Genomic DNA, 18299 nt, shown 5'->3' on the forward strand with positions numbered 1-18299 from the left:
TGACAATACAATTTGAGTGAATTTGTCGTTGAATGTCGGTGAGCCTTGCGATAAAGTGAAGCTAATTTGTACTAGCAAATTTGTTATTCATGCAGTAATTAATAACAAACCAGCTGTTTTATTTGCTACTTTTATCCCCATCTAGGCTCTACTTGTTTTTTTATTGAGTATTGTTCGTTTTTCTATTGAATACTATTCTAATTTTTGTTAACTAAAGAGGTTAAATCACACCACCATGTCTGACGACACTCCCAGCCCGAGTAGTTGGTCGATGCGCGGCTTAAAACGCTGGCTATCGACCGCCCCCGAAACCCGTGATGAATTGATTCGTCTGGTACAAGACTCGCGCCAGTTTTTAGAGCCTGATACGGTCGATATGTTAGAAGGCGTGCTAGATTTGCCTGCGACACAAGTCCGCGAAATCATGACGCCGCGTCCGCAAGTGATTGGTCTGCACGAGAGCACCAGTCTTGCCGAAGTGATGGATATTATTCTTGAGACCACTCACTCGCGCTATCCTGTTTTTGACAGTCAAGATGATGATGCCGTCATCGGTATCTTATTGGCAAAAGACTTGATTCCGATTCTGGTACATATGGTTCGCAACCAAGAAGACAAAATTGACAGTAAGCGTCTTAGAGACTTGGTGCGCCAACCGTTATATATCAGTGAGACGGCTCGTTCTGATACCTTGCTACGCTCATTGCAGCGTACCCAAGTACATATGGCGATTGTCGTTGATGAGTTTGGTAACTTTGGTGGTGTGGTCACCATGGAAGACTTGTTGGAAGAAATCGTTGGCGACATCGTCGATGAGCATGATGACTTTGATGAAGATAGCGATATCAACAATATCGTCCCTGATCCAGAAAAGCCAAATACATGGCGTGTCCAAGCGTCTACAGTAATTGAAGACTGTAATGATGAGCTGGGTAGTCGTTTTGACGATACCGATGTCGATACGATGGGCGGTCTGGTCATGCAAGCACTTGGCTTCGTTGGTGATTTAGAAGGCGAGAGCGTCGTGATAGATGATTGGAAAATTACCATTACCGATGTAGAAGGGCGATTTATCCAAAATCTAGAGCTGACCAAAACCAATGCTGAGCAACAGATATTGATAGGCAGCCACTAGCTTGCTTATAGTGTCACGATAGTTGGTCAATGAAAAAAACTTGTTAGCAAATTCAATAAAAAACACGATGAAAAATCGTGTTTTTTGCTTTCTGCCTTTTGGTCTTTAGAATGAGGTTTTAGCTACGCAAATTTACCCACTTGTAGGTTTTGACTGGTATCATGGGTGGGTTTTATTTGTGGCCCTGCATAAAGCATTATGCAGTCAGGTTTTGCGTGAGTGTTATCTCATCGCTTAGCTGAGAAATTTTAGAAAATATGGTTTTGGATAACTGCTATGCGTCTGTCTACTGTTGATTTGCAAAAACGTCTGAACCCCGATAAACCAAAAGGTTTACACATGGGGTTGACGGTACTAATAGCTTGGCTGGCAGGGGCAGCTTTTATACTTGCGCTCGCGCCTTATGGTATTTGGCCAGTTGCCTTGGTATCGCCTGCTATTTTGTACGCGTTATTGGTACCAGCGATGACAGGTCGCCGCGCCTTTCTAATCGGTCAGGCCTACGGTACGGGACTGTGGTGTGTTGGTGCGTTTTGGCTATATACCTCGATACATGTTTATGGCGATACGCCCGCATGGCTTGCTTTGATTATGATTGCGCTCATGGGTCTAGGCATGGGTTTGTTCCATGGATTTTTGGCGCTCATCTTTAATCGTGTGGTCGGCAAGCAGCCTTTATCTTTTGCTGCCCTGTGGATACTCCAAGAATGGATGAAAACTTGGTTGTTTACTGGTTTTCCTTGGCTATTTGTCGGTTATGCATTTACTGAGCAGTATTGGCTGTCTTCGCTCGCGCCTGTAGCAGGCGTCTTTGCGGTTTCTTTTGTAGCGGTATTATTGGCTGCCAGTATCGTTGAGCTATTGCGTCGCCGCGGTGGCTATATGATTCCATCGATAGCATTGCTAATCATTAGTAGCGCGCTATGGTTGATCAATCCGCAGTGGACCAAACCAAAAGGAACCCCTGATCTATCGGTATCTTTGATTCAGGGTAATATCCCACAAGACCTAAAATGGCTCACCGAGTATCAAATTGAGACGCTAAAAATCTATGCAACGTTGACTCGTGACGAGTGGGGACGTGATATCGTGCTGTGGCCTGAATCGTCGATTCCTATGTTTCAGACAGAAGCTGTTGGTTTTATCAGTGAAATGGTCGCGATGGCCAAAGAGACTGACACGACATGGGTGACTGGTATTCCTTATAAGGACGAAGCGGCGTTTGATGCCAGTACAGATAAATATCCGCCGTTCTACAATAGCGTGGTAGCGCTAGGGGCACAGGCAGAAGGGCTGTATAAAAAGCAACGTCTGGTGCCATTTGGGGAATACATTCCATTCCAAGGCGTGCTCGATATTCTACCTAATCTAGCAGGTAGCCAAGACATTATGAGCTATAGTCGCGGTAGCGATCAGCAGTCGCCGCTACGTGTGCGAGGGCATAATTTAGGTGCAGCCATCTGTTACGAAGTGGCGTATCCAGATACCACGCGCAAAAACGCGATTGGCACGGACTTCTTATTAACCATCTCAAACGATGCTTGGTTTGGTACGTCGGCAGGCCCATTACAGCATCTACAGATGGTACAGATGCGTGCGTTAGAAAACGGTCGCTGGTTTATGCGTGCGACCAACACAGGGGTGACGGCTATCATTGATCACAAAGGTCGTATCGTAGAGCGTGCACCGCAGTTTGAACGTACTGTATTGCGCGGTGATATTCAGGCACGAGTTGGCAATACGCCATTTATGCGCTTTGGTCAATATCCTATCTTGTTTATCATGACACTCTTGCTGATACTTAGCTATTTGGGTAAACGTCCGAAGACTCCAGTACGTTTGGTTAAGTAGTATTGTTAAGTAAGATGTGTCGATAGCGAATAATAGATAACTGATTAAGTAGTTAGCTGTCACAAGTGCCAAAAACGGATATTTAAATTGTGGATAATAAACCCTTTAAATACTTAAGGGTTTTCACAAATCAGTATAAATTGCGATATAATAGGTCAATATTTCAAATATTTTGTGCAAGGTGGATAAGGTATGTCAGAAGGTATCGTTAATAACAATCCAAAAAAAGAGCTGTTATTCGCTTTAGGTGGCATTGCCATGTTCTTAGGTATTGTCTTACTTATTGGTGTTTCTGCATTTTTGCGTCCAGCAGGCGAGCATATCACTGCTGAGACAACTGAAGCATCAGCCGCGGCAGATGAAGCAGAAGCCACTGCTACTGAAGAAGCGGCTCCAGCTGATGCAGAAGCTGCAGCAACAGAAGAAGCGTCAGATGCTACAGCGCCTGATACTGCAGCAGATGCAACCGTAACACCAGCGGCAGACGCAGATAGTGCAGTTGTCACTGCAGAAGCTGGTACCGCAACTGCTTCTGGTACTGTAAGCCAAGCCGCTGTTGCTGATGCTGATTTGACAGCTGAGCAAGCGGATGGTGACTTAGATGCTGGGAATGCTGGCGACGCTACTGATGAGACCGCAGCACAGTAAGCTGTAGTATGACTATGTAACTGATCTAAAATAGTGTAAATGATCCAAAATGGTGCTACTCGATTGTCAAATGAGCTGCATTATGAAGTCTGTATCAACAGTGCTATAAGCATAATATTACTGTCCTAGATACCCATAAAAAGAGTCCGTTCTCAACCATTGAGAGCGGGCTTTTTTTATAGGTATTTGTGTAATTTTTGACCAGTTCTTTCTTTACTTGATTATAGCCAAGTGAAACAATGTTCCGCCTATATGACCGTCCATCTGGATAATCAGGGGTTTGGTCATTACAAATATGATCTTTAAAGGAATAAAGTTATGGGCACAGAAACAAAATCGGGGGCTAGTGCAGCAGAGCTAGAAGCACTAGACAATGGCTTTATGGGACATCCTGCGCCCTTACGCTCATTGTTTTTTACCGAAATGTGGGAGCGATTCTCCTATTATAGTATCCGTCCACTATTAGTTCTATTTATGGTGGCAACAGTGAGCAGTGGCGGTTTTGGCTTCGATGAAGTCACCGCTTCTGCTATTTACGGTATTTTTGCGGGTTCGTTATACTTAGCAGCAGTACCAGGTGGTTGGTTAGCAGATAACTGGCTAGGTCAAGAGCGTGCGTTATGGTGGGGCAGTATTATTATTGCCCTTGGTCACTTGTGTATCGCGCTTTCAGCGATGTTTGGTATGGCGCTGTTCTTTGTTGGTTTAATCTGTATTGTCTTAGGCTCAGGGTTATTTAAGACCTGTATCTCAGTGATGGTTGGTGCTTTGTATCCCAAAGGCGACTCTCGCCGTGATGGCGGCTTTACCTTGTTTTATATGGGTATTAATATCGGTGCGTTACTAGCGGCACTTATCGTTGGCGTATTCAAAGAAAAAGGCATGTGGCATGTCGGCTTTGGCGTTGGTGGTCTGGGTATGCTGGTTTCATTATTGATTTATCGTTTTTTCGCGCAAAAGAACTTAACGCGTTATGCACGCGCTAAAGGTATTTCTGCTGAGTGGGAAAAATCTAATGACCATTATAAAAACATCGGTCGCTGGGTTGGTGGTTTTGTCGCCTTGCTAGTAGCCGCAGTGCTATTAGTGTCTACCGGTATGATATCGTTCAATCCTGAGATGGTTGCAGAGTATATGACGTATATCATTGCCGCGGTCGTCATCTTGTATTTCGCGATTATGTTTATCTCTCCGCGATTGGATAAGACTGACAAACTACGCTTGTTAATTTGCTTTGTCTTAATCATTGGCTCGACGCTGTTTTGGTCAAGTTTTGAGCAGCAGCCCACGTCTTTTAACTTATTTGCCGATCGTTATACTGATCTGAATGTTTTAGGATTTGAGATACCAAGTATTTGGTTCCAGTCATTAAACCCACTATTTATTTTAATATTGGCACCTATCGTTAGTATTATTTGGGTCAAGCTTGGTAACCGCGGTCTTGAGCCTAGCAGTATGGCTAAGTTTGCACTCGGTATGCTACTGGCAGCCGCAGGTTTTGCCTTGATGATTTTTGCTTCAAAAAGCATTTTAGCGCCTGGTGCTGGCTTGGCATCACCACTATGGTTGGTTGGTAGTTTATTATTATTGACGCTAGGTGAGTTAGCATTAAGCCCAGTTGGTTTGTCTGCCATGACTAAGCTAGCGCCAGAGGGTATGCAGGGTCAAATGATGGGGCTGTTCTTCGCTTCTATCGCTATGGGTAACTTGGTTGCCGCCTTCTTCGGTGGGCATGTATCTGCTGACAAAATCGAAGGGTTACCAGGTCTATTTACCACCATGACCATCTTCTTGGTAGTTACCGCTGTACTATTATTGATACTAGCAAAACCTATTAATAAGATGCTTAAAGAAAGCGAGCGAGAGAAACAATTGGCCAAGCAATAAGATAATCTGATGTACATTTGTGATTAACAACAGCACAAGTGACATATGATGAGACGTGTTACCATTACTGGTAGCACGTTTTATTGTTTTAGTTAGTGAGATATTTGGCACAAGCCATTGAAAGCTTACTATCTGCCCAAACATCTAATGATAGCTCACGATAAACAGCAGTACAGCGTTTTAGAAGCTTATATTAATTCAATTTTTTATGCTCGATAAGCAGAAGCAGTTATCAACGCAAACACAGTTAGATAGCTAAATAAGTAGACTGTTTGCTTGAACAGTTGCTATCAATGATAAATATCTTATTAAAACTAAAGCGGTATCAACAACTCAAACAAGACGACTATTAGAAAAAGACGATTGTAAATAATCGCTCCGTCATCATATTTTTATAACTTCTATAAGGACACCTTCAATGAATAAACAAGCCATTCACGAACGTATTGCTAATTTACGTAGCACCTTAGCAGCGCAAGACCTGACCGCAATCATCGTACCCTCTGCTGATCCACATTTATCTGAATATCTACCAGAGTACTGGCAAGCACGCTTATGGTTGTCAGGGTTTACCGGTTCTGTCGGCACACTTGTCGTGACTGCTGACTTTGCAGGTCTATGGACGGATAGCCGTTATTGGGTACATGCTGCCGACCAGTTAGAAGGTACTGGTATTACTTTAGAAAAGCTTGCGCCAGGTCAGCCAAATCATATCGATTGGCTAGCCGAGCATTTGCAAGAAGGGGATAGCGTATCAGTAGACGGTAATGTGTTATCTATCGCTGAGCAAGATCGCCTGTTAAATGCTTTTGATGCTAGTGACATTACTTTGATTACTGAGCGTGATGTGCTGACAGAGATTTGGACAGATCGCCCAGCACTACCAGCGGCCAAATTATACGCGCATGATGAGCAGTTCCTTGCTCAGTCTGCCACCTCAAAACTTGCTGCAGTGCGTGCAGGCATGGCGGACGCAGGTGCGACCCATCATTTACTCTCAAGTCTAGACGATATCGCTTGGTTGACGAACTTGCGCGGCGCTGATGTTGATTATAATCCGGTATTCTTGTCACATATGTTGATTGACGCAGACAAAGCAACGTTGTTTGTTGATACTGATAAAGTAAGCGAAGATATTGCACAGAGCCTAAAAGACAGCGGTATCACATTGGCTGACTATTCTGCTGTGCAAGAGGCATTGAGCGTATTAACGCCAGACGATTTACTATTGTTAGATCCGAGCAAAGTCGCAGTAGGTACTCTCTCAAAAATGGCAGATGATGTTGGTTTTATTGAGCAAATGGCACCTAGTACATTACTCAAATCTGTAAAATCTGATGCAGATATCGATCATGTGCGTGAAGCGATGCGTCAAGATGGCGCTGCTTTGGCTGAGTTTTTTGCCACATTTGAGCAGCGTCTAGCAAACGGCGAGCGTTTAAGTGAGCTAGATGTTGATAGTATGCTGATAGACGTGCGCAGTCGTCAGCCGCATTATGTTTCGCCAAGTTTTCCGACCATCGCAGGCTTTAACGAAAATGGCGCACTGCCACATTACCGTGCGACACCAGAAAAATTCAGCTACCTTGATGTGGCCGAGGGCGAAGGCGGATTGCTACTGATTGACTCAGGCGCACAATATCAAAATGGTACGACTGATATCACCCGCGTAGTCGGTATTGGACAAGTCACTGCTGAGCATAAACGTGACTTTACTATTGTGTTAAAAGCTCACATTGCGCTGGCTCGTGCCCATTTCCCTGATGGTATCGCCTCACCGTTGATCGATGCTATTTGCCGTGCACCATTGTGGCAAGCACAGATGGACTATGGTCATGGTACAGGTCACGGTGTTGGGTATTTCTTGAATGTACACGAAGGCCCACAAGTCATCGCCTATAGCGCAAGCACGCCAAAAGAGCGCGCGATGAAAGTCGGTATGATTTCAAGTAACGAGCCAGGTCTATACCGTGAAGGTAAATGGGGTATCCGTATTGAGAACTTGGTGGTGAATACGCCAGTTGCTAAGCCTACTGAGACAGAGTTTGGTGATTTCTTGAACTTTGAGACCATCACTTACTGCCCAATTGATACGCGTCTGATTGAGCCATCACTGTTGGATCAAACTGAGATAGATTGGCTAAATAACTATCATAGCCAAGTCTTCGCAGAGCTAAAAGATCGTGTTGAAGGGTCAGCGCTTGAATGGTTGACTAAACGTACCAAAGCCATTTAATACCAAGCTCAAAAAATTAAACAAAAGTACTAAAAAGCCCCGTAAATTATTTACGGGGCTTTTTAGTGTTCGTTATTTAGTACTTACCACTGAGCGACTGTTTTAACTGTAGGTTTAATACTGAAAAATACGCACTGTTAGTGGATGCTTTTCTTAGCAGCTTCGTTATTAGTAGTTGAATCACTCTGCTCGCTAAAGTATTGGGTTACCTCAGCACGTAGCCAAGACTTTAGGTTTTCAGACATTAGCATCATTTGCTCACTTAAATAGTCATCAACCTGTGTTTCTAGCTCACGGATTAGCTGTTGATGTGTTGCATCTAGCTTCGCGTCTTTTAAGGCCAGATTAATCGCTGCACTGGCTTTATTATTAATATCTTTAATATGGTTATCACTAAGCGCATGTGCCTGTTCGCTAATGGTTTTGTTGTCAGCATTTTTACTATCGCTAACATTGTTTTCAGTATTTACGACTTCTGATGCCGCTTTTTCAGTCTTTGCACTAGAATTATCAGTAACAAAATCCTCAGTAACAGCGCTATCTACCACGACTTTATCTGTGTTTACTTTAGCTACGTCGGTAGCAGCCAGTTCTTTGTCATTGTCTGTCTTTAACGCTGACTGCTCATTTTTTTCTTGTTCTTTTTGAGTCGCTTCTGCCTTGCGTGTGGCTTCTTCTGCTTCTTTTTGCTTCTGTTCGGCTTCTAGCTTTTGTTTTGCAGCGGCCGCGTCTTCTTGCTCTTGTTTGTCCGTGATTGCTTTCGCAATAGCTTGCTCTGCATTGTAGTTGTCATATAGCTCGTCTACATGCGCATCTAAATCATGAGTATTAAAAGTAAAGTCTTCAAATGAGGTGTCAGATTGCAGTAGAGTAGTGATGTCTTTTAGTTCTTGGGTAATCGCTGCGCGTACTGGCTCAGGTGCACACGTCCAGCGTTGATAAAACTGATGGGAAAATGAGTAGCTTGACATGGTATCTTCCATAAATGTTCCAAAAATTACCCCTTATCATACGCAAGTACGATAAGGGGCTGCAAGTGGACAAACGTAGCAAATCTGACACCAACGTTACAACGCACTCATTACCATGCGCTGCAATTTAGTTGGGTGGCTGTTATTGATTGACAGGCCAGCGAGCAAATACCAATGAGCCATTGGTACCACCAAAGCCAAAGCTGTTGGATACTGCATACTGCAGGTTATCAACTTTGCGTGATTGATTAGCCACATAATCAAGGTTACAGTTGTCCTCGACATCATCTAGATTGATCGTAGGTGGTACATGCTGATGTTGTAGCGCAAGTACTGTAAAGATGGCTTCAACTCCGCCAGCGGCACCAAGTAAGTGACCGGTCATCGATTTGGTTGAGCTGACTAAAATGCTATCTTTCACAGGAGAGAACACAGTTTCGATAGCAATAGACTCAGCCACGTCACCAGCAGGGGTACTAGTACCATGAGCGTTGACATAACCGACGCTTGATGACTCGATACCAGCATCGTTTAGTGCATTTTGCATCGCTCTTGCCGCACCGCTACCGTCTTCTGGTGGTGCAGTAATATGACTGGCGTCATCGCTCATACCGAAACCGACTAGCTCTGCCAATATCGTTGCACCGCGTGCTTTGGCATGAGCAAGGCTTTCTAATACCACCACACCAGCACCATCACCAAGGACAAACCCGTCACGACCTTTATCAAACGGACGTGAGGCTTTGGTTGGCTCGTCGTTGCGCGTAGAGAGTGCATGCATAGCACTAAAGCCAGCTATACCAAGTGGGCTAGAACCTTTTTCACTACCGCCTGCCAACATAACGTCAGCATCACCGTAAGCAATCAAACGAGCAGCAAGACCCATAGCATGAGTCGCCGTGGTACAAGCCGTTGAGGTCGCAAGGTTTGGGCCTTTTAACTTATGTTTAATCGCTACCAGTCCAGCGGCCATATTAACGATAGAGCCTGGGATAATAAAAGGTGAGACTTTGCCCGCGCCTTTTTCGTGTAGGGTATCACGACTGTTTTCAATCGTTTGGATACCGCCAATACCTGAACCTAAAATAATACCAAAGCGATCTTGGTCAACGCCTTGCACAGGTGCATCAGCAGCACTGACTTCATCGATAAAACCAGCGTGCTTTAGGGCCATGGCAGAAGCCGCAACCCCATAATGCATAAACTCATCATAGCGACGCGCATCTTTGGCATTCATATATTGCTTAGCATCAAAGTCTTTGATCACGCCTGCGATTTGCGCACGGTAGCCGGTGGCATCGAAATGCGTAATCGGTGAGATACCACTCTCGCCATTGAGCAATTTGGTCCATGAGCTATCGACGTCTAGACCGAGCGGCGTAATGGCGCCCATACCTGTGACTACCACACGCGTATCATCAGAACGCTCGTAGTGAGGTGGTTTTTGACGCGATTTATGTACAGGTGCTGCAGTCATATTATTTGTGTCATCAGTGGTGGCTTGGTCGATAGGTGAACTACTATTCTGGCTCATGCGATATATCCTATACTTACAGGTCCTAAGAGGATGGCGTTTCAAAAGTCATTATAAAACACATAGGTGCACGTATGTAAACTAAAATTTAACTGGTCAGGCAAAACATACTTGACCCAATACCACGCCTTTATTTGCACCGGTTACCGCTGGTAAATTACCAGTTTCACCCATCAATGTTTGTCTGGCTAACCATGCAAAAGCAACGGCCTCGACCCACGTTGGCGCAAGCCCTAAATGTTCAGTGGTTTTTACTGTGCAATGGAGTAGATGAGCTTGCAGGCGAGTTATTAAATAGTCATTCAATGCACCGCCACCGCAAACATAGACCGAGCTGTTTTTTGAAGTGCTGACAAACATATTGATTTGCGTACTGGCACTGATAGCCGTTAGCTCAGTTAAGGTTGCCTGCACATCGGCTGCTGAATAACTGATATTAGCATTGGCTTGCTCAAAAGCCTGTAGCTCATCTTGCAACCAAGTTAAATTAAAGTCCTCACGGCCTGTGCTTTTTGGATGAGATTGAGCAAAAAATGGATGTGCCAAAAGTCGCTGTAATAATGGCTCAATGAGTGTTCCAGACTGAGCCCAAGCGCCACCTGCATCATAAGCATTGTCGGTATGCAAAGATATCCACGCATCCAATAATAAGTTGGCAGGACCCGTATCGTAGCCAACAACTTGAGTTTCTTCACTGGCTGGCAAGACGGTTATATTGGCAATACCACCTAAGTTTAATAGCACACGGGTACTATCGGGATTGGCAAATAATGCCTGATGAAACGCAGGTACTAAAGGCGCACCTTGACCACCAACTGCCATGTCACGACGTCGAAAATCACTGACTACGCTGATACCTGTGCGCTCAGCGATAATATTGGAATCGACCAGTTGCAAGCTAAAACCCATTTGCGGGCGATGGCGTACGGTTTGTCCATGACAGCCAATCGCTAGCACTGACTCAGGATCGGTATTTGATTGCTGCAATAAAGTATTGACCACTTCGCTGGCGAACTCAGCGTACGCGCGACTTGCCCAGCCGAACCAATCCAGCTCACTGTTTGGTTCATCGGCCTCTGGTACGAGTTGATTCACACCATTCGGCTGACATAATGCCAATAATACTTCACGCAGACGTGACGGAAAGTCTTGGCTATAGGTCGCCAGTAGTTGCATCGGCGGTTGAGTGTTGTCTTCGTTGCTCATCGCAGGATTAAATTGACAAAGAACCGCATCCATACCGTCCAAACTGGTGCCAGACATCATGCCGATATATAAACCATCATCAAAACTTTCAAATACCGTTTGCTCAAGGGCATCGGTTAGGGTGGCATAGTTCGAATTATCAGAGGTCAAATCATCAATATCGTCGGAGCTGTTATCCAAACCACTATTCATAAGCAAGTCTGCGAGAGCATTATGGTCAGTATCAGCAATCGATGCGGGGTTGGTCATGGCAATTTACCTTAAAAAACGCTAGTATATCCGTCAAATTCTAGCATTTTTTCTGACCTTTTGAGGTTCTAAACTTCCTAAGGTGTTGAGCCAGTAACCGTCATTCATAAAAATCCCAATTAAAGTGATATATAGAGAGCATCATGACCAATCAAACTTACACCCTAGAAGAACAACTGGCCCTTATTCAGCGCGGTACGCAAGAGATATTATCTGAAGATGACTTAGTGGCTAAGCTAAAGCTCAATCGTCCGCTACGTATCAAGGCTGGCTTTGATCCTACCGCACCTGATCTGCATTTGGGTCACACAGTATTGATCAATAAGCTTAAGCATTTTCAAGATTTGGGTCATGAGATTTATTTTCTAATCGGTGACTATACGGCCAAGATTGGTGACCCTTCTGGCAAAAACAGCACACGTCCACCGTTGACTGATGAGCAAATCAAAGCCAACGCCACGACTTATGCTGAGCAAGTATTTAAAATCTTGGACAAAGAAAAGACTCGCGTGGTCTTTAACTCTGAGTGGTTCAATGACATGAGTGCCGCTGATATGATTCAGCTAGCAAGTCAGCAAACCGTCTCGCGTATGCTTGAGCGTGATGATTTTTCAAAACGCTATGCATCACAAACGCCTATCTCTATCCATGAGTTTCTTTATCCGTTAGTACAAGGCTACGATTCTATCGCTCTAAAAGCCGACGTTGAGCTTGGTGGTACCGATCAAACTTTTAACTTGCTAATGGGTCGCACGTTGCAAGGACGCTACGGCCAAGAGCCGCAAGTTTGTATCACTGTGCCAATTTTAGAAGGGCTGGATGGTGTCAATAAAATGTCCAAATCACTGGGCAACTATGTCGCTATCTATGATGCACCGGGCACCATGTACCAAAAAATCCTGTCGATGCCGGACACACTGATCCATCGTTACTTTGAATTTTTAAGCTTTAAGCCAATGGAAGAAGTGGCAAGCTTGATGCGTGAAATGGAAGACGGACGCAACCCACAAGAAATCAAACGTATCCTTGCCGAAGAATTAATCGAGCGTTTCCATGATGCTGATGCCGCTGCCAATGCGCACAAATCTGCGGGTAACGTTTTAGCAGATGGCGAGCTACCAGTTGACTTGCCAGAAATTATGTTGGATCTAGAAGGGCAAGATGCGTTATTTATCACTCAGATCTTGAATCAAGCTAAGCTCGCCAAAAACAATTCAGCTGCCAAAGACATGGTAAAACGTGGCGCGGTCAAAGTAGATGGCGAAGTCGTTGATGGCGGCTTTAGTCTAACCTCAGGTCAGACGGTCGTGATTCAAGCAGGTAAAAAAGCTTATGCGAAAGTGACGGTTGGTTAGATAATCTATAAAAATAATTAAAAGTGAGGTCGGCAGTAATTGTCGACCTTTTTTATGAAGCGATTGGCAACCATTTTTAATAGTAGGAGTTTGCTATGACTAAAACTATTCCCCAAGGCATTTACCGCCATTATAAAGGCAGCTTGTATCAAGTATTGCATACGGCGCAGCATTCAGAAACCGAAGAGTCGCTAGTGGTATATCGTTCTCTGTACGGTGAGTATGGCGTGTGGGTCAGACCGCTTGCGATGTTTGCTGAAACGGTCACGGTCGATGGTAAGGAAATTCCGCGATTTGAATTGATTAAACCATTAAATGATTAATACTTAGCCACTAATTTAGATTGAATTTAGCACATAAAAAACGACCCGTTGAGGTCGTTTTTTATGTGCATTATCGCAAACTTACAATTAAGCGTTCAGAAACTCTTTCAATACTTTATAAAAACTAACTGGTGCATCCATCGGTACAGCATGTCCTGATGTCGGCAAAATAATACTGTGCGCATTGGGCAGCAGAGTGGTCAAACGCTGTTGCCACTCTGCATTATATAACTGCGAGCGCGCACCAATCAGTAAGGTAGTCGGAATATTGACTGTTGGCAAAACCTCGCGGTAATCGTAGGGCAGTGCAACATACGCAGATAGGCAGCGCAGTTTGTGTTGCCATGTCGCGTGCTGCATTAGTGAGATTTTGTGTGGTGCCCGATAACTGAGGGCTTTTACCAATAATTGCGAAGGTTTACTACTGACAGAGAGTAGAGAAAAAGAGCGTTCCATGTCTAACAAATTCACTTTTAATCGATAGGGCAGGTGACGGAAGTCAACCATTTGCTCGGCTTGTAGATAAGGAGCAGTGTCGGTAATTAACTGTGTAAATTGCGCAAACAATTCGGTTTGTCGTGTACCAAATACACCGCCACCTTGCCAGTCTGGCTGATTATGAATAATCGGTGCTTGATCAATGTTCAGATAGTGACTGACGCGCTGAGTACCAAAGCGCTGAAAATACGCCCACATGACTAATGCTCCCATCGATATCGCGGCAACAGGAAAAGCCTCAAAGCCAGTCTCTTTACTCACGTATTCAAACACATCTTGGGTATCCTGTGCATATTGCTCAATAAAATCAAACGTTGGCAACGTTAGATGACTGGCCAAACCAAACCCTCTAAAATGCGGTAAGTAAAAACAGTAGTGCTGAATGAGCGGTAAAATAAATGGCAAAAATTGCCTCGCATCCATACCAAAAGCATGCATTAATAGGACAGGCTTACCTTCGCCAATGACAGAGACGGGCAGCAACGTTCCATCAGCTGTTTGGACAGTAATGGTCTTTAGCTGGTAGGGAGTAGGAAAGGGTATGAGGTCTTTTTTCATAGAGTGATATCTCTTTGATTTTTTAAGCTGTCTCGGTCAATTTAGCTAAAAGAGTATTGCGGTAGAGTACACCGCTACAAAATAGTTATACCGCGAATAAAAGACTGCTATATTAAAGCTGTCGCCTGACCATAGCATAGAATTTGGCTAGCGGTAAAAGCAGTAGCGTTAACTGACAAGGATATAAGTGCATGAGCAGATCAACATTGCCATTACTCGATAGTAGCCTGTATCCACAAGTATGGCAGCAGCAGACATTTACTAGTCCGCAGGCGCTTTTGCTATCGATGTTATCTGCTACTTTGAGTAGAGAGGTCACAATTGATGCCAGTGCTTTTACCAAGCAGTTATTGGCAGACGATGTCTATCAAGAATGGATTAATACTAAGGTGTTCGGGCGTTATTTGCATCGTAACTTTACCGCATTTTATCAGCAGACAGAAGACAGTTTTAATACAGACATGCCTGCATTGTTCCGACAAGAATTAGTACGCCATGCGCAGTATTTACCATTAGGTCAGGTATTGTTTTTTGCAGGAGATATGCCCAAAAGTGTAAGACAGACGAAGACGTTAACCACTACGGTGAATCCAGCAACGGCAATAATAAATGCTCAAAATCTGGCACAAAAGCTGACCGTGAATACTTCAAAGTTAATCATTAATCAGATAACTATTACAGGTAAGCAAGTATTGGGGTTTGCGATACGTCATAATAAACGTACTAGCGAACGTCTGCGCAACGAAGTACTGATTTTGGACTTTCAGGATTTGCGTTTGGTCAATGAGCAAGCTATTGAAGACATAAAAAAAAGCAATATAGATGACTCTATATTGCTTCGGTCTTATGAGATGCGCTAACAAGGTTCGATGTTGATAAGTGATACATCGATAATCAACGCCAATACGTTAACTAATAAGGCAAATAGTATTAATTTTGCTTGGCAATCGTTAATCCATTATAGGTCTGGGCAACTGGCATTACTTCGAGGCGATTAACGTTGATATGAGCAGGTGACTCAATCAACCATAATAAAATATCACCGATATCTTCACCTGTCATAGTTTTAAAGCCATCATACACCTTGGCAGCTTTGTCATCGTCGCCGTGATAGCGCACGTTTGAAAACTCAGTGCCAGCCACATTACCAGGCTCAAGATTGGTCACACGCACTTGAGTACCAATCAGATCCGCTCGCAAGTTTAAGCTGAACTGTTTTACAAACGCTTTAGTTGCGCCGTAAACGTTGCCACCAAAGTAAGGCCAGCTACCAGCTATCGAACCGACATTAATGATATAACCGCTATCGCGAGCTACCATTGCTGGTAAGACCGCATGGGTCAACGCCATCAAGCCTTTAATATTGGTATCAGTCATACGCATCCAGTCATCAAGACTGGCCTTGTGCGCAGGCTCTGTACCCAGTGCCAATCCTGCATTATTAACCAAGACATCGATTTGTTTAAAATCATCAGGCAAGTCAGCAATGATTTGCGGGATAGAAGCTGTATCACTCACATCCATAACCACGGGCAAAAAAGCCTCACCTAAAGTTTCTGAAAAAGCATTCAGTTTATCAAGGCGTCTGGCGCAACCAATCACGCGATGGCCGTTAGCAATCAAGCGCTCTGCCAACGCTTTACCAAAACCTGCGCTCGCTCCTGTAATCAATACGTTCATGATCTATCCTTATTATTGATGTTGTCTGCTATTGCCATAATTTTGATGACGGCTTTATTTGCCCTAATGCAACTTATCTATTCGATAACTGCTTACCAAAAATCTTATCACCAGCATCGCCTAGACCTGGGATGATGTAACCGTGCTCATCCAAATGGCTATCTAGCGCAGCGGTGTAGATAGTCACGTCAGGATGCGCTTCATTTACCAAGCGTACGCCTTCAGGTGCAGCCACTAATACTAATGCTTTAATGTTAGTACAGCCATTTTTCTTTAGCATCTCGATGGTGGCAACCATTGAGCCGCCTGTGGCTAGCATTGGATCAATGATCAGTGCAGGACGTTTGTCCATGTGGCTCACGAATTTTTCAAAGAACGGTACTGGCTGCAATGTTTCTTCATCACGTTGTAGACCGACCACAGAAATCTTAGCAGTAGGAATCAAGTCGAGCACCCCATCAAGCATGCCAATACCTGCGCGTAAAATCGGTACGATCGTCGCCGTCTTGCCGATGATTTGCTCACCAGTAATTTCGCCACACCAGCCTTCCATTGGGAAAGTTTCGATTTCAAAGTCACGGCTCGCTTCATACGCCATCAAGCGCGCAAGCTCTTTGGTCAATGTACGAAATTTATAAGTACTACAGTCTTTTTCGCGCATAAGGCTGAGTTTATGACGGACTAGTGGATGATCGATTACCGTAATTTTTAAATCGCTGTTTAAGTCACTCATAAGTACTCTCTTGGTTTCTTGTCTGATGCTTGCGCAGTTACTGCGGTTGCTATTAGTATAAAAGATACAAACACTTACCGCACTTTAACCATATCTTCAGCTTATAAATAGTAAAGTGAAACCCTTTACAATCAAGCTAATAAACTACTTTACGACAGTGCTCATTTATCACAATGACAATATTTGCGTTCACAGCTGCCATCAAAGCCTAAGCAATTCAGGCTAAGTAAAATGATATCGCGCTATTTGAGTCAACTGATTGAACCGACTAAGTTTGACTATATAACGTGATTATAAGTGAGGTAGTGTTTAGACTTGCTATGATACCAAAAAAACCGCTTTTCTGATGAAGAATATCATGACTATAAAAACACCAAGCACTCAAAAAACCACTGACACTGAATCGAAATCACCTGATAACAAAGCCACAGAGCTTGAAACCCATCCTTTTGAGCCTGTCTTACCGCCCAATGCCACGGTCATGATGATGGGTACTTTTCCACCGACTGCTGATAAATGGGCCATGAGCTTTCATTATCCCAATTTTTATAATGATATGTGGCGGATATATGGTCGAGTATTTTTTGATGATGCTGACTACTTTAGAGTAGGCGATGAAAAACGCTTTGACCCTGAGCGCATTCGAGGTTTCATGTTTGAACGTGGCATTGCGTCTTGTCCGACAGTAAAGCAAGCCATCCGTGAGACGGGTAATGCTTCTGATAAAAATTTAACGGTGGTCACTCCTGTTGATCTAGAGGTTATCTTGCCGCAAGTGCCAAAGGTAGAGTCATTGTTTACGACAGGAGGCAAGGCGACCGAAGTACTGCTTGGTTTATTAGACGAGCCAATTGCCAAATCAAAGCATCCAAAAACCAATCAAAGTATGGATTACCCTTATCAATGGCAGAGTACAGATAACCAGAAAGCTGATGTGAACAACCTAACCTTATATAGATTACCGTCGACTTCACGTGCTTATCCATTATCGTTGGATAAGAAAGTAGCGGCGTATAAAGCATTTTTTGAAAAGATGGGTAAGTTATAAAGTGACAATAGAGAGATGGTTGCACTAATAGAAGATAAAGCTTAAAGATAGTAAAAGGATTTATTTAATAAAGCTGAACATTTTTGATATTAGAAAGTATAGTAAAGAGCACATCTACAGCCAGTCTCTAAACCTATTGAAATTGATTAAATCATAACCCATTGAAAAAAATACAGATTTATTGCTCGTTAAGACCGAACATTTTTTCCAAGCGCTTACTTACAGTTGACTCTTTTCACTGATTGTCTTTAAGTATTTATTATTGCGGAATATAACCATAATAAGCTCGCAATACACTCTGACAGAGATTGCACCGAACACCATAACCATTAACCCTGCAAAAAATCCTGCTGCACCCATACCTGAGAACATCACACTAATACCGCC

General features: G+C 43.8%; 16 protein-coding genes. 9 read left to right on the forward strand and 7 right to left on the reverse strand.

Translation table 11 applies throughout. The features are described from left to right. The first annotated feature begins 235 nt into the window (after positions 1-235). The 5 genes from B2863_RS10490 to B2863_RS10510 all read left to right on the forward strand — a co-directional run bounded on the left by B2863_RS10490 (position 236) and on the right by B2863_RS10510 (position 7757). Entirely contained in the window at positions 236-1135 is a 900-nt protein-coding gene (locus B2863_RS10490; RefSeq protein WP_057761902.1) for a CBS domain-containing protein, read from the forward strand. 276 nt (positions 1136-1411) lie between these two features. Beyond that, on the forward strand, positions 1412-2986 hold the full coding sequence (gene lnt, locus B2863_RS10495) for an apolipoprotein N-acyltransferase (protein WP_296210199.1): 1575 nt from the start codon (positions 1412-1414) through the stop codon (positions 2984-2986). Positions 2987-3178: 192 nt separating this feature from the next. Continuing rightward, positions 3179-3634 carry a hypothetical protein gene (locus B2863_RS10500; RefSeq protein WP_296210201.1) on the forward strand — a complete coding sequence of 152 codons (456 nt, stop codon included), beginning with the start codon at positions 3179-3181 and terminating at the stop codon, positions 3632-3634. Positions 3635-3952: 318 nt separating this feature from the next. Then, positions 3953-5521, forward strand: a complete 1569-nt coding sequence (locus B2863_RS10505; RefSeq protein ID WP_296210202.1) for a peptide MFS transporter — start codon at positions 3953-3955, stop codon at positions 5519-5521. Positions 5522-5939: 418 nt separating this feature from the next. Continuing rightward, positions 5940-7757, forward strand: a complete 1818-nt coding sequence (locus tag B2863_RS10510) for an aminopeptidase P family protein (RefSeq protein ID WP_296210204.1) — start codon at positions 5940-5942, stop codon at positions 7755-7757. Positions 7758-7894: 137 nt separating this feature from the next. Here the strand turns inward: B2863_RS10510 and B2863_RS10515 are convergent, their stop codons facing one another. From B2863_RS10515 to B2863_RS10525, 3 genes are all read right to left on the reverse strand, one after another. After that, positions 7895-8740: a hypothetical protein gene (locus tag B2863_RS10515; RefSeq protein ID WP_296210208.1), complete on the reverse strand. Its 846-nt coding sequence runs from the start codon at positions 8738-8740 to the stop codon at positions 7895-7897. A gap of 130 nt (positions 8741-8870) precedes the next feature. Beyond that, entirely contained in the window at positions 8871-10205 is a 1335-nt protein-coding gene (fabF, locus tag B2863_RS10520) for a beta-ketoacyl-ACP synthase II (protein WP_296210241.1), read from the reverse strand. 153 nt (positions 10206-10358) lie between these two features. Next, complete coding sequence (locus B2863_RS10525) at positions 10359-11717, reverse strand: anhydro-N-acetylmuramic acid kinase (RefSeq protein ID WP_296210211.1); 1359 nt, start codon at positions 11715-11717, stop codon at positions 10359-10361. Between the two features lie 143 nt (positions 11718-11860). Between B2863_RS10525 and tyrS the strand changes: the two genes are divergently transcribed. Then, positions 11861-13072 carry a tyrosine--tRNA ligase gene (gene tyrS / locus B2863_RS10530; protein WP_296210213.1) on the forward strand — a complete coding sequence of 404 codons (1212 nt, stop codon included), beginning with the start codon at positions 11861-11863 and terminating at the stop codon, positions 13070-13072. A gap of 95 nt (positions 13073-13167) precedes the next feature. Continuing rightward, positions 13168-13395: a DUF1653 domain-containing protein gene (locus B2863_RS10535; RefSeq protein ID WP_296210216.1), complete on the forward strand. Its 228-nt coding sequence runs from the start codon at positions 13168-13170 to the stop codon at positions 13393-13395. 87 nt (positions 13396-13482) lie between these two features. Here B2863_RS10535 and B2863_RS10540 read toward each other — a convergent pair whose 3' ends face one another. Beyond that, positions 13483-14451, reverse strand: a complete 969-nt coding sequence (locus B2863_RS10540; RefSeq protein ID WP_296210219.1) for an alpha/beta fold hydrolase — start codon at positions 14449-14451, stop codon at positions 13483-13485. Positions 14452-14642: 191 nt separating this feature from the next. On the opposite strand from B2863_RS10540, the gene B2863_RS10545 reads away from it, so the two are divergent. Then, positions 14643-15311, forward strand: a complete 669-nt coding sequence (locus B2863_RS10545; RefSeq protein ID WP_296210222.1) for a hypothetical protein — start codon at positions 14643-14645, stop codon at positions 15309-15311. Positions 15312-15381: 70 nt separating this feature from the next. On the opposite strand, the gene B2863_RS10550 is transcribed toward B2863_RS10545, so the two are convergent. After that, a complete protein-coding gene (locus B2863_RS10550) occupies positions 15382-16131 on the reverse strand; it encodes an SDR family NAD(P)-dependent oxidoreductase (protein WP_296210224.1) in 750 nt (249 codons plus the stop codon). 73 nt (positions 16132-16204) lie between these two features. Next, on the reverse strand, positions 16205-16864 hold the full coding sequence (gene upp, locus B2863_RS10555; protein WP_057761878.1) for a uracil phosphoribosyltransferase: 660 nt from the start codon (positions 16862-16864) through the stop codon (positions 16205-16207). A gap of 481 nt (positions 16865-17345) precedes the next feature. On the opposite strand from upp, the gene B2863_RS10560 reads away from it, so the two are divergent. Beyond that, positions 17346-17912, forward strand: a complete 567-nt coding sequence (locus tag B2863_RS10560; RefSeq protein WP_349678898.1) for a DNA glycosylase — start codon at positions 17346-17348, stop codon at positions 17910-17912. A 219-nt stretch (positions 17913-18131) separates the two neighbouring features. On the opposite strand, the gene B2863_RS14700 is transcribed toward B2863_RS10560, so the two are convergent. Beyond that, entirely contained in the window at positions 18132-18284 is a 153-nt protein-coding gene (locus B2863_RS14700) for a DUF4282 domain-containing protein (protein ID WP_414706940.1), read from the reverse strand. Positions 18285-18299 lie beyond the last annotated feature (15 nt).

It is taken from the genome of Psychrobacter sp. UBA3480 (genome assembly GCF_002377945.1).
In the GTDB taxonomy this organism is placed as follows: domain Bacteria; phylum Pseudomonadota; class Gammaproteobacteria; order Pseudomonadales; family Moraxellaceae; genus Psychrobacter.

Coding starts and splice junctions, on each gene's coding strand:
- B2863_RS10490 (WP_057761902.1), top strand. CDS start 236: ATGTCTGACGACACTCCCAGCCCGAGTAGTTGGTCGATGCGCGGCTTA.
- lnt (WP_296210199.1), top strand. CDS start 1,412: ATGCGTCTGTCTACTGTTGATTTGCAAAAACGTCTGAACCCCGATAAA.
- B2863_RS10500 (WP_296210201.1), top strand. CDS start 3,179: ATGTCAGAAGGTATCGTTAATAACAATCCAAAAAAAGAGCTGTTATTC.
- B2863_RS10505 (WP_296210202.1), top strand. CDS start 3,953: ATGGGCACAGAAACAAAATCGGGGGCTAGTGCAGCAGAGCTAGAAGCA.
- B2863_RS10510 (WP_296210204.1), top strand. CDS start 5,940: ATGAATAAACAAGCCATTCACGAACGTATTGCTAATTTACGTAGCACC.
- B2863_RS10515 (WP_296210208.1), bottom strand. CDS start 8,740: ATGGAAGATACCATGTCAAGCTACTCATTTTCCCATCAGTTTTATCAA.
- fabF (WP_296210241.1), bottom strand. CDS start 10,205: ATGACTGCAGCACCTGTACATAAATCGCGTCAAAAACCACCTCACTAC.
- B2863_RS10525 (WP_296210211.1), bottom strand. CDS start 11,717: ATGACCAACCCCGCATCGATTGCTGATACTGACCATAATGCTCTCGCA.
- tyrS (WP_296210213.1), top strand. CDS start 11,861: ATGACCAATCAAACTTACACCCTAGAAGAACAACTGGCCCTTATTCAG.
- B2863_RS10535 (WP_296210216.1), top strand. CDS start 13,168: ATGACTAAAACTATTCCCCAAGGCATTTACCGCCATTATAAAGGCAGC.
- B2863_RS10540 (WP_296210219.1), bottom strand. CDS start 14,451: ATGAAAAAAGACCTCATACCCTTTCCTACTCCCTACCAGCTAAAGACC.
- B2863_RS10545 (WP_296210222.1), top strand. CDS start 14,643: ATGAGCAGATCAACATTGCCATTACTCGATAGTAGCCTGTATCCACAA.
- B2863_RS10550 (WP_296210224.1), bottom strand. CDS start 16,131: ATGAACGTATTGATTACAGGAGCGAGCGCAGGTTTTGGTAAAGCGTTG.
- upp (WP_057761878.1), bottom strand. CDS start 16,864: ATGAGTGACTTAAACAGCGATTTAAAAATTACGGTAATCGATCATCCA.
- B2863_RS10560 (WP_349678898.1), top strand. CDS start 17,346: ATGATGATGGGTACTTTTCCACCGACTGCTGATAAATGGGCCATGAGC.
- B2863_RS14700 (WP_414706940.1), bottom strand. CDS start 18,284: ATGTTCTCAGGTATGGGTGCAGCAGGATTTTTTGCAGGGTTAATGGTT.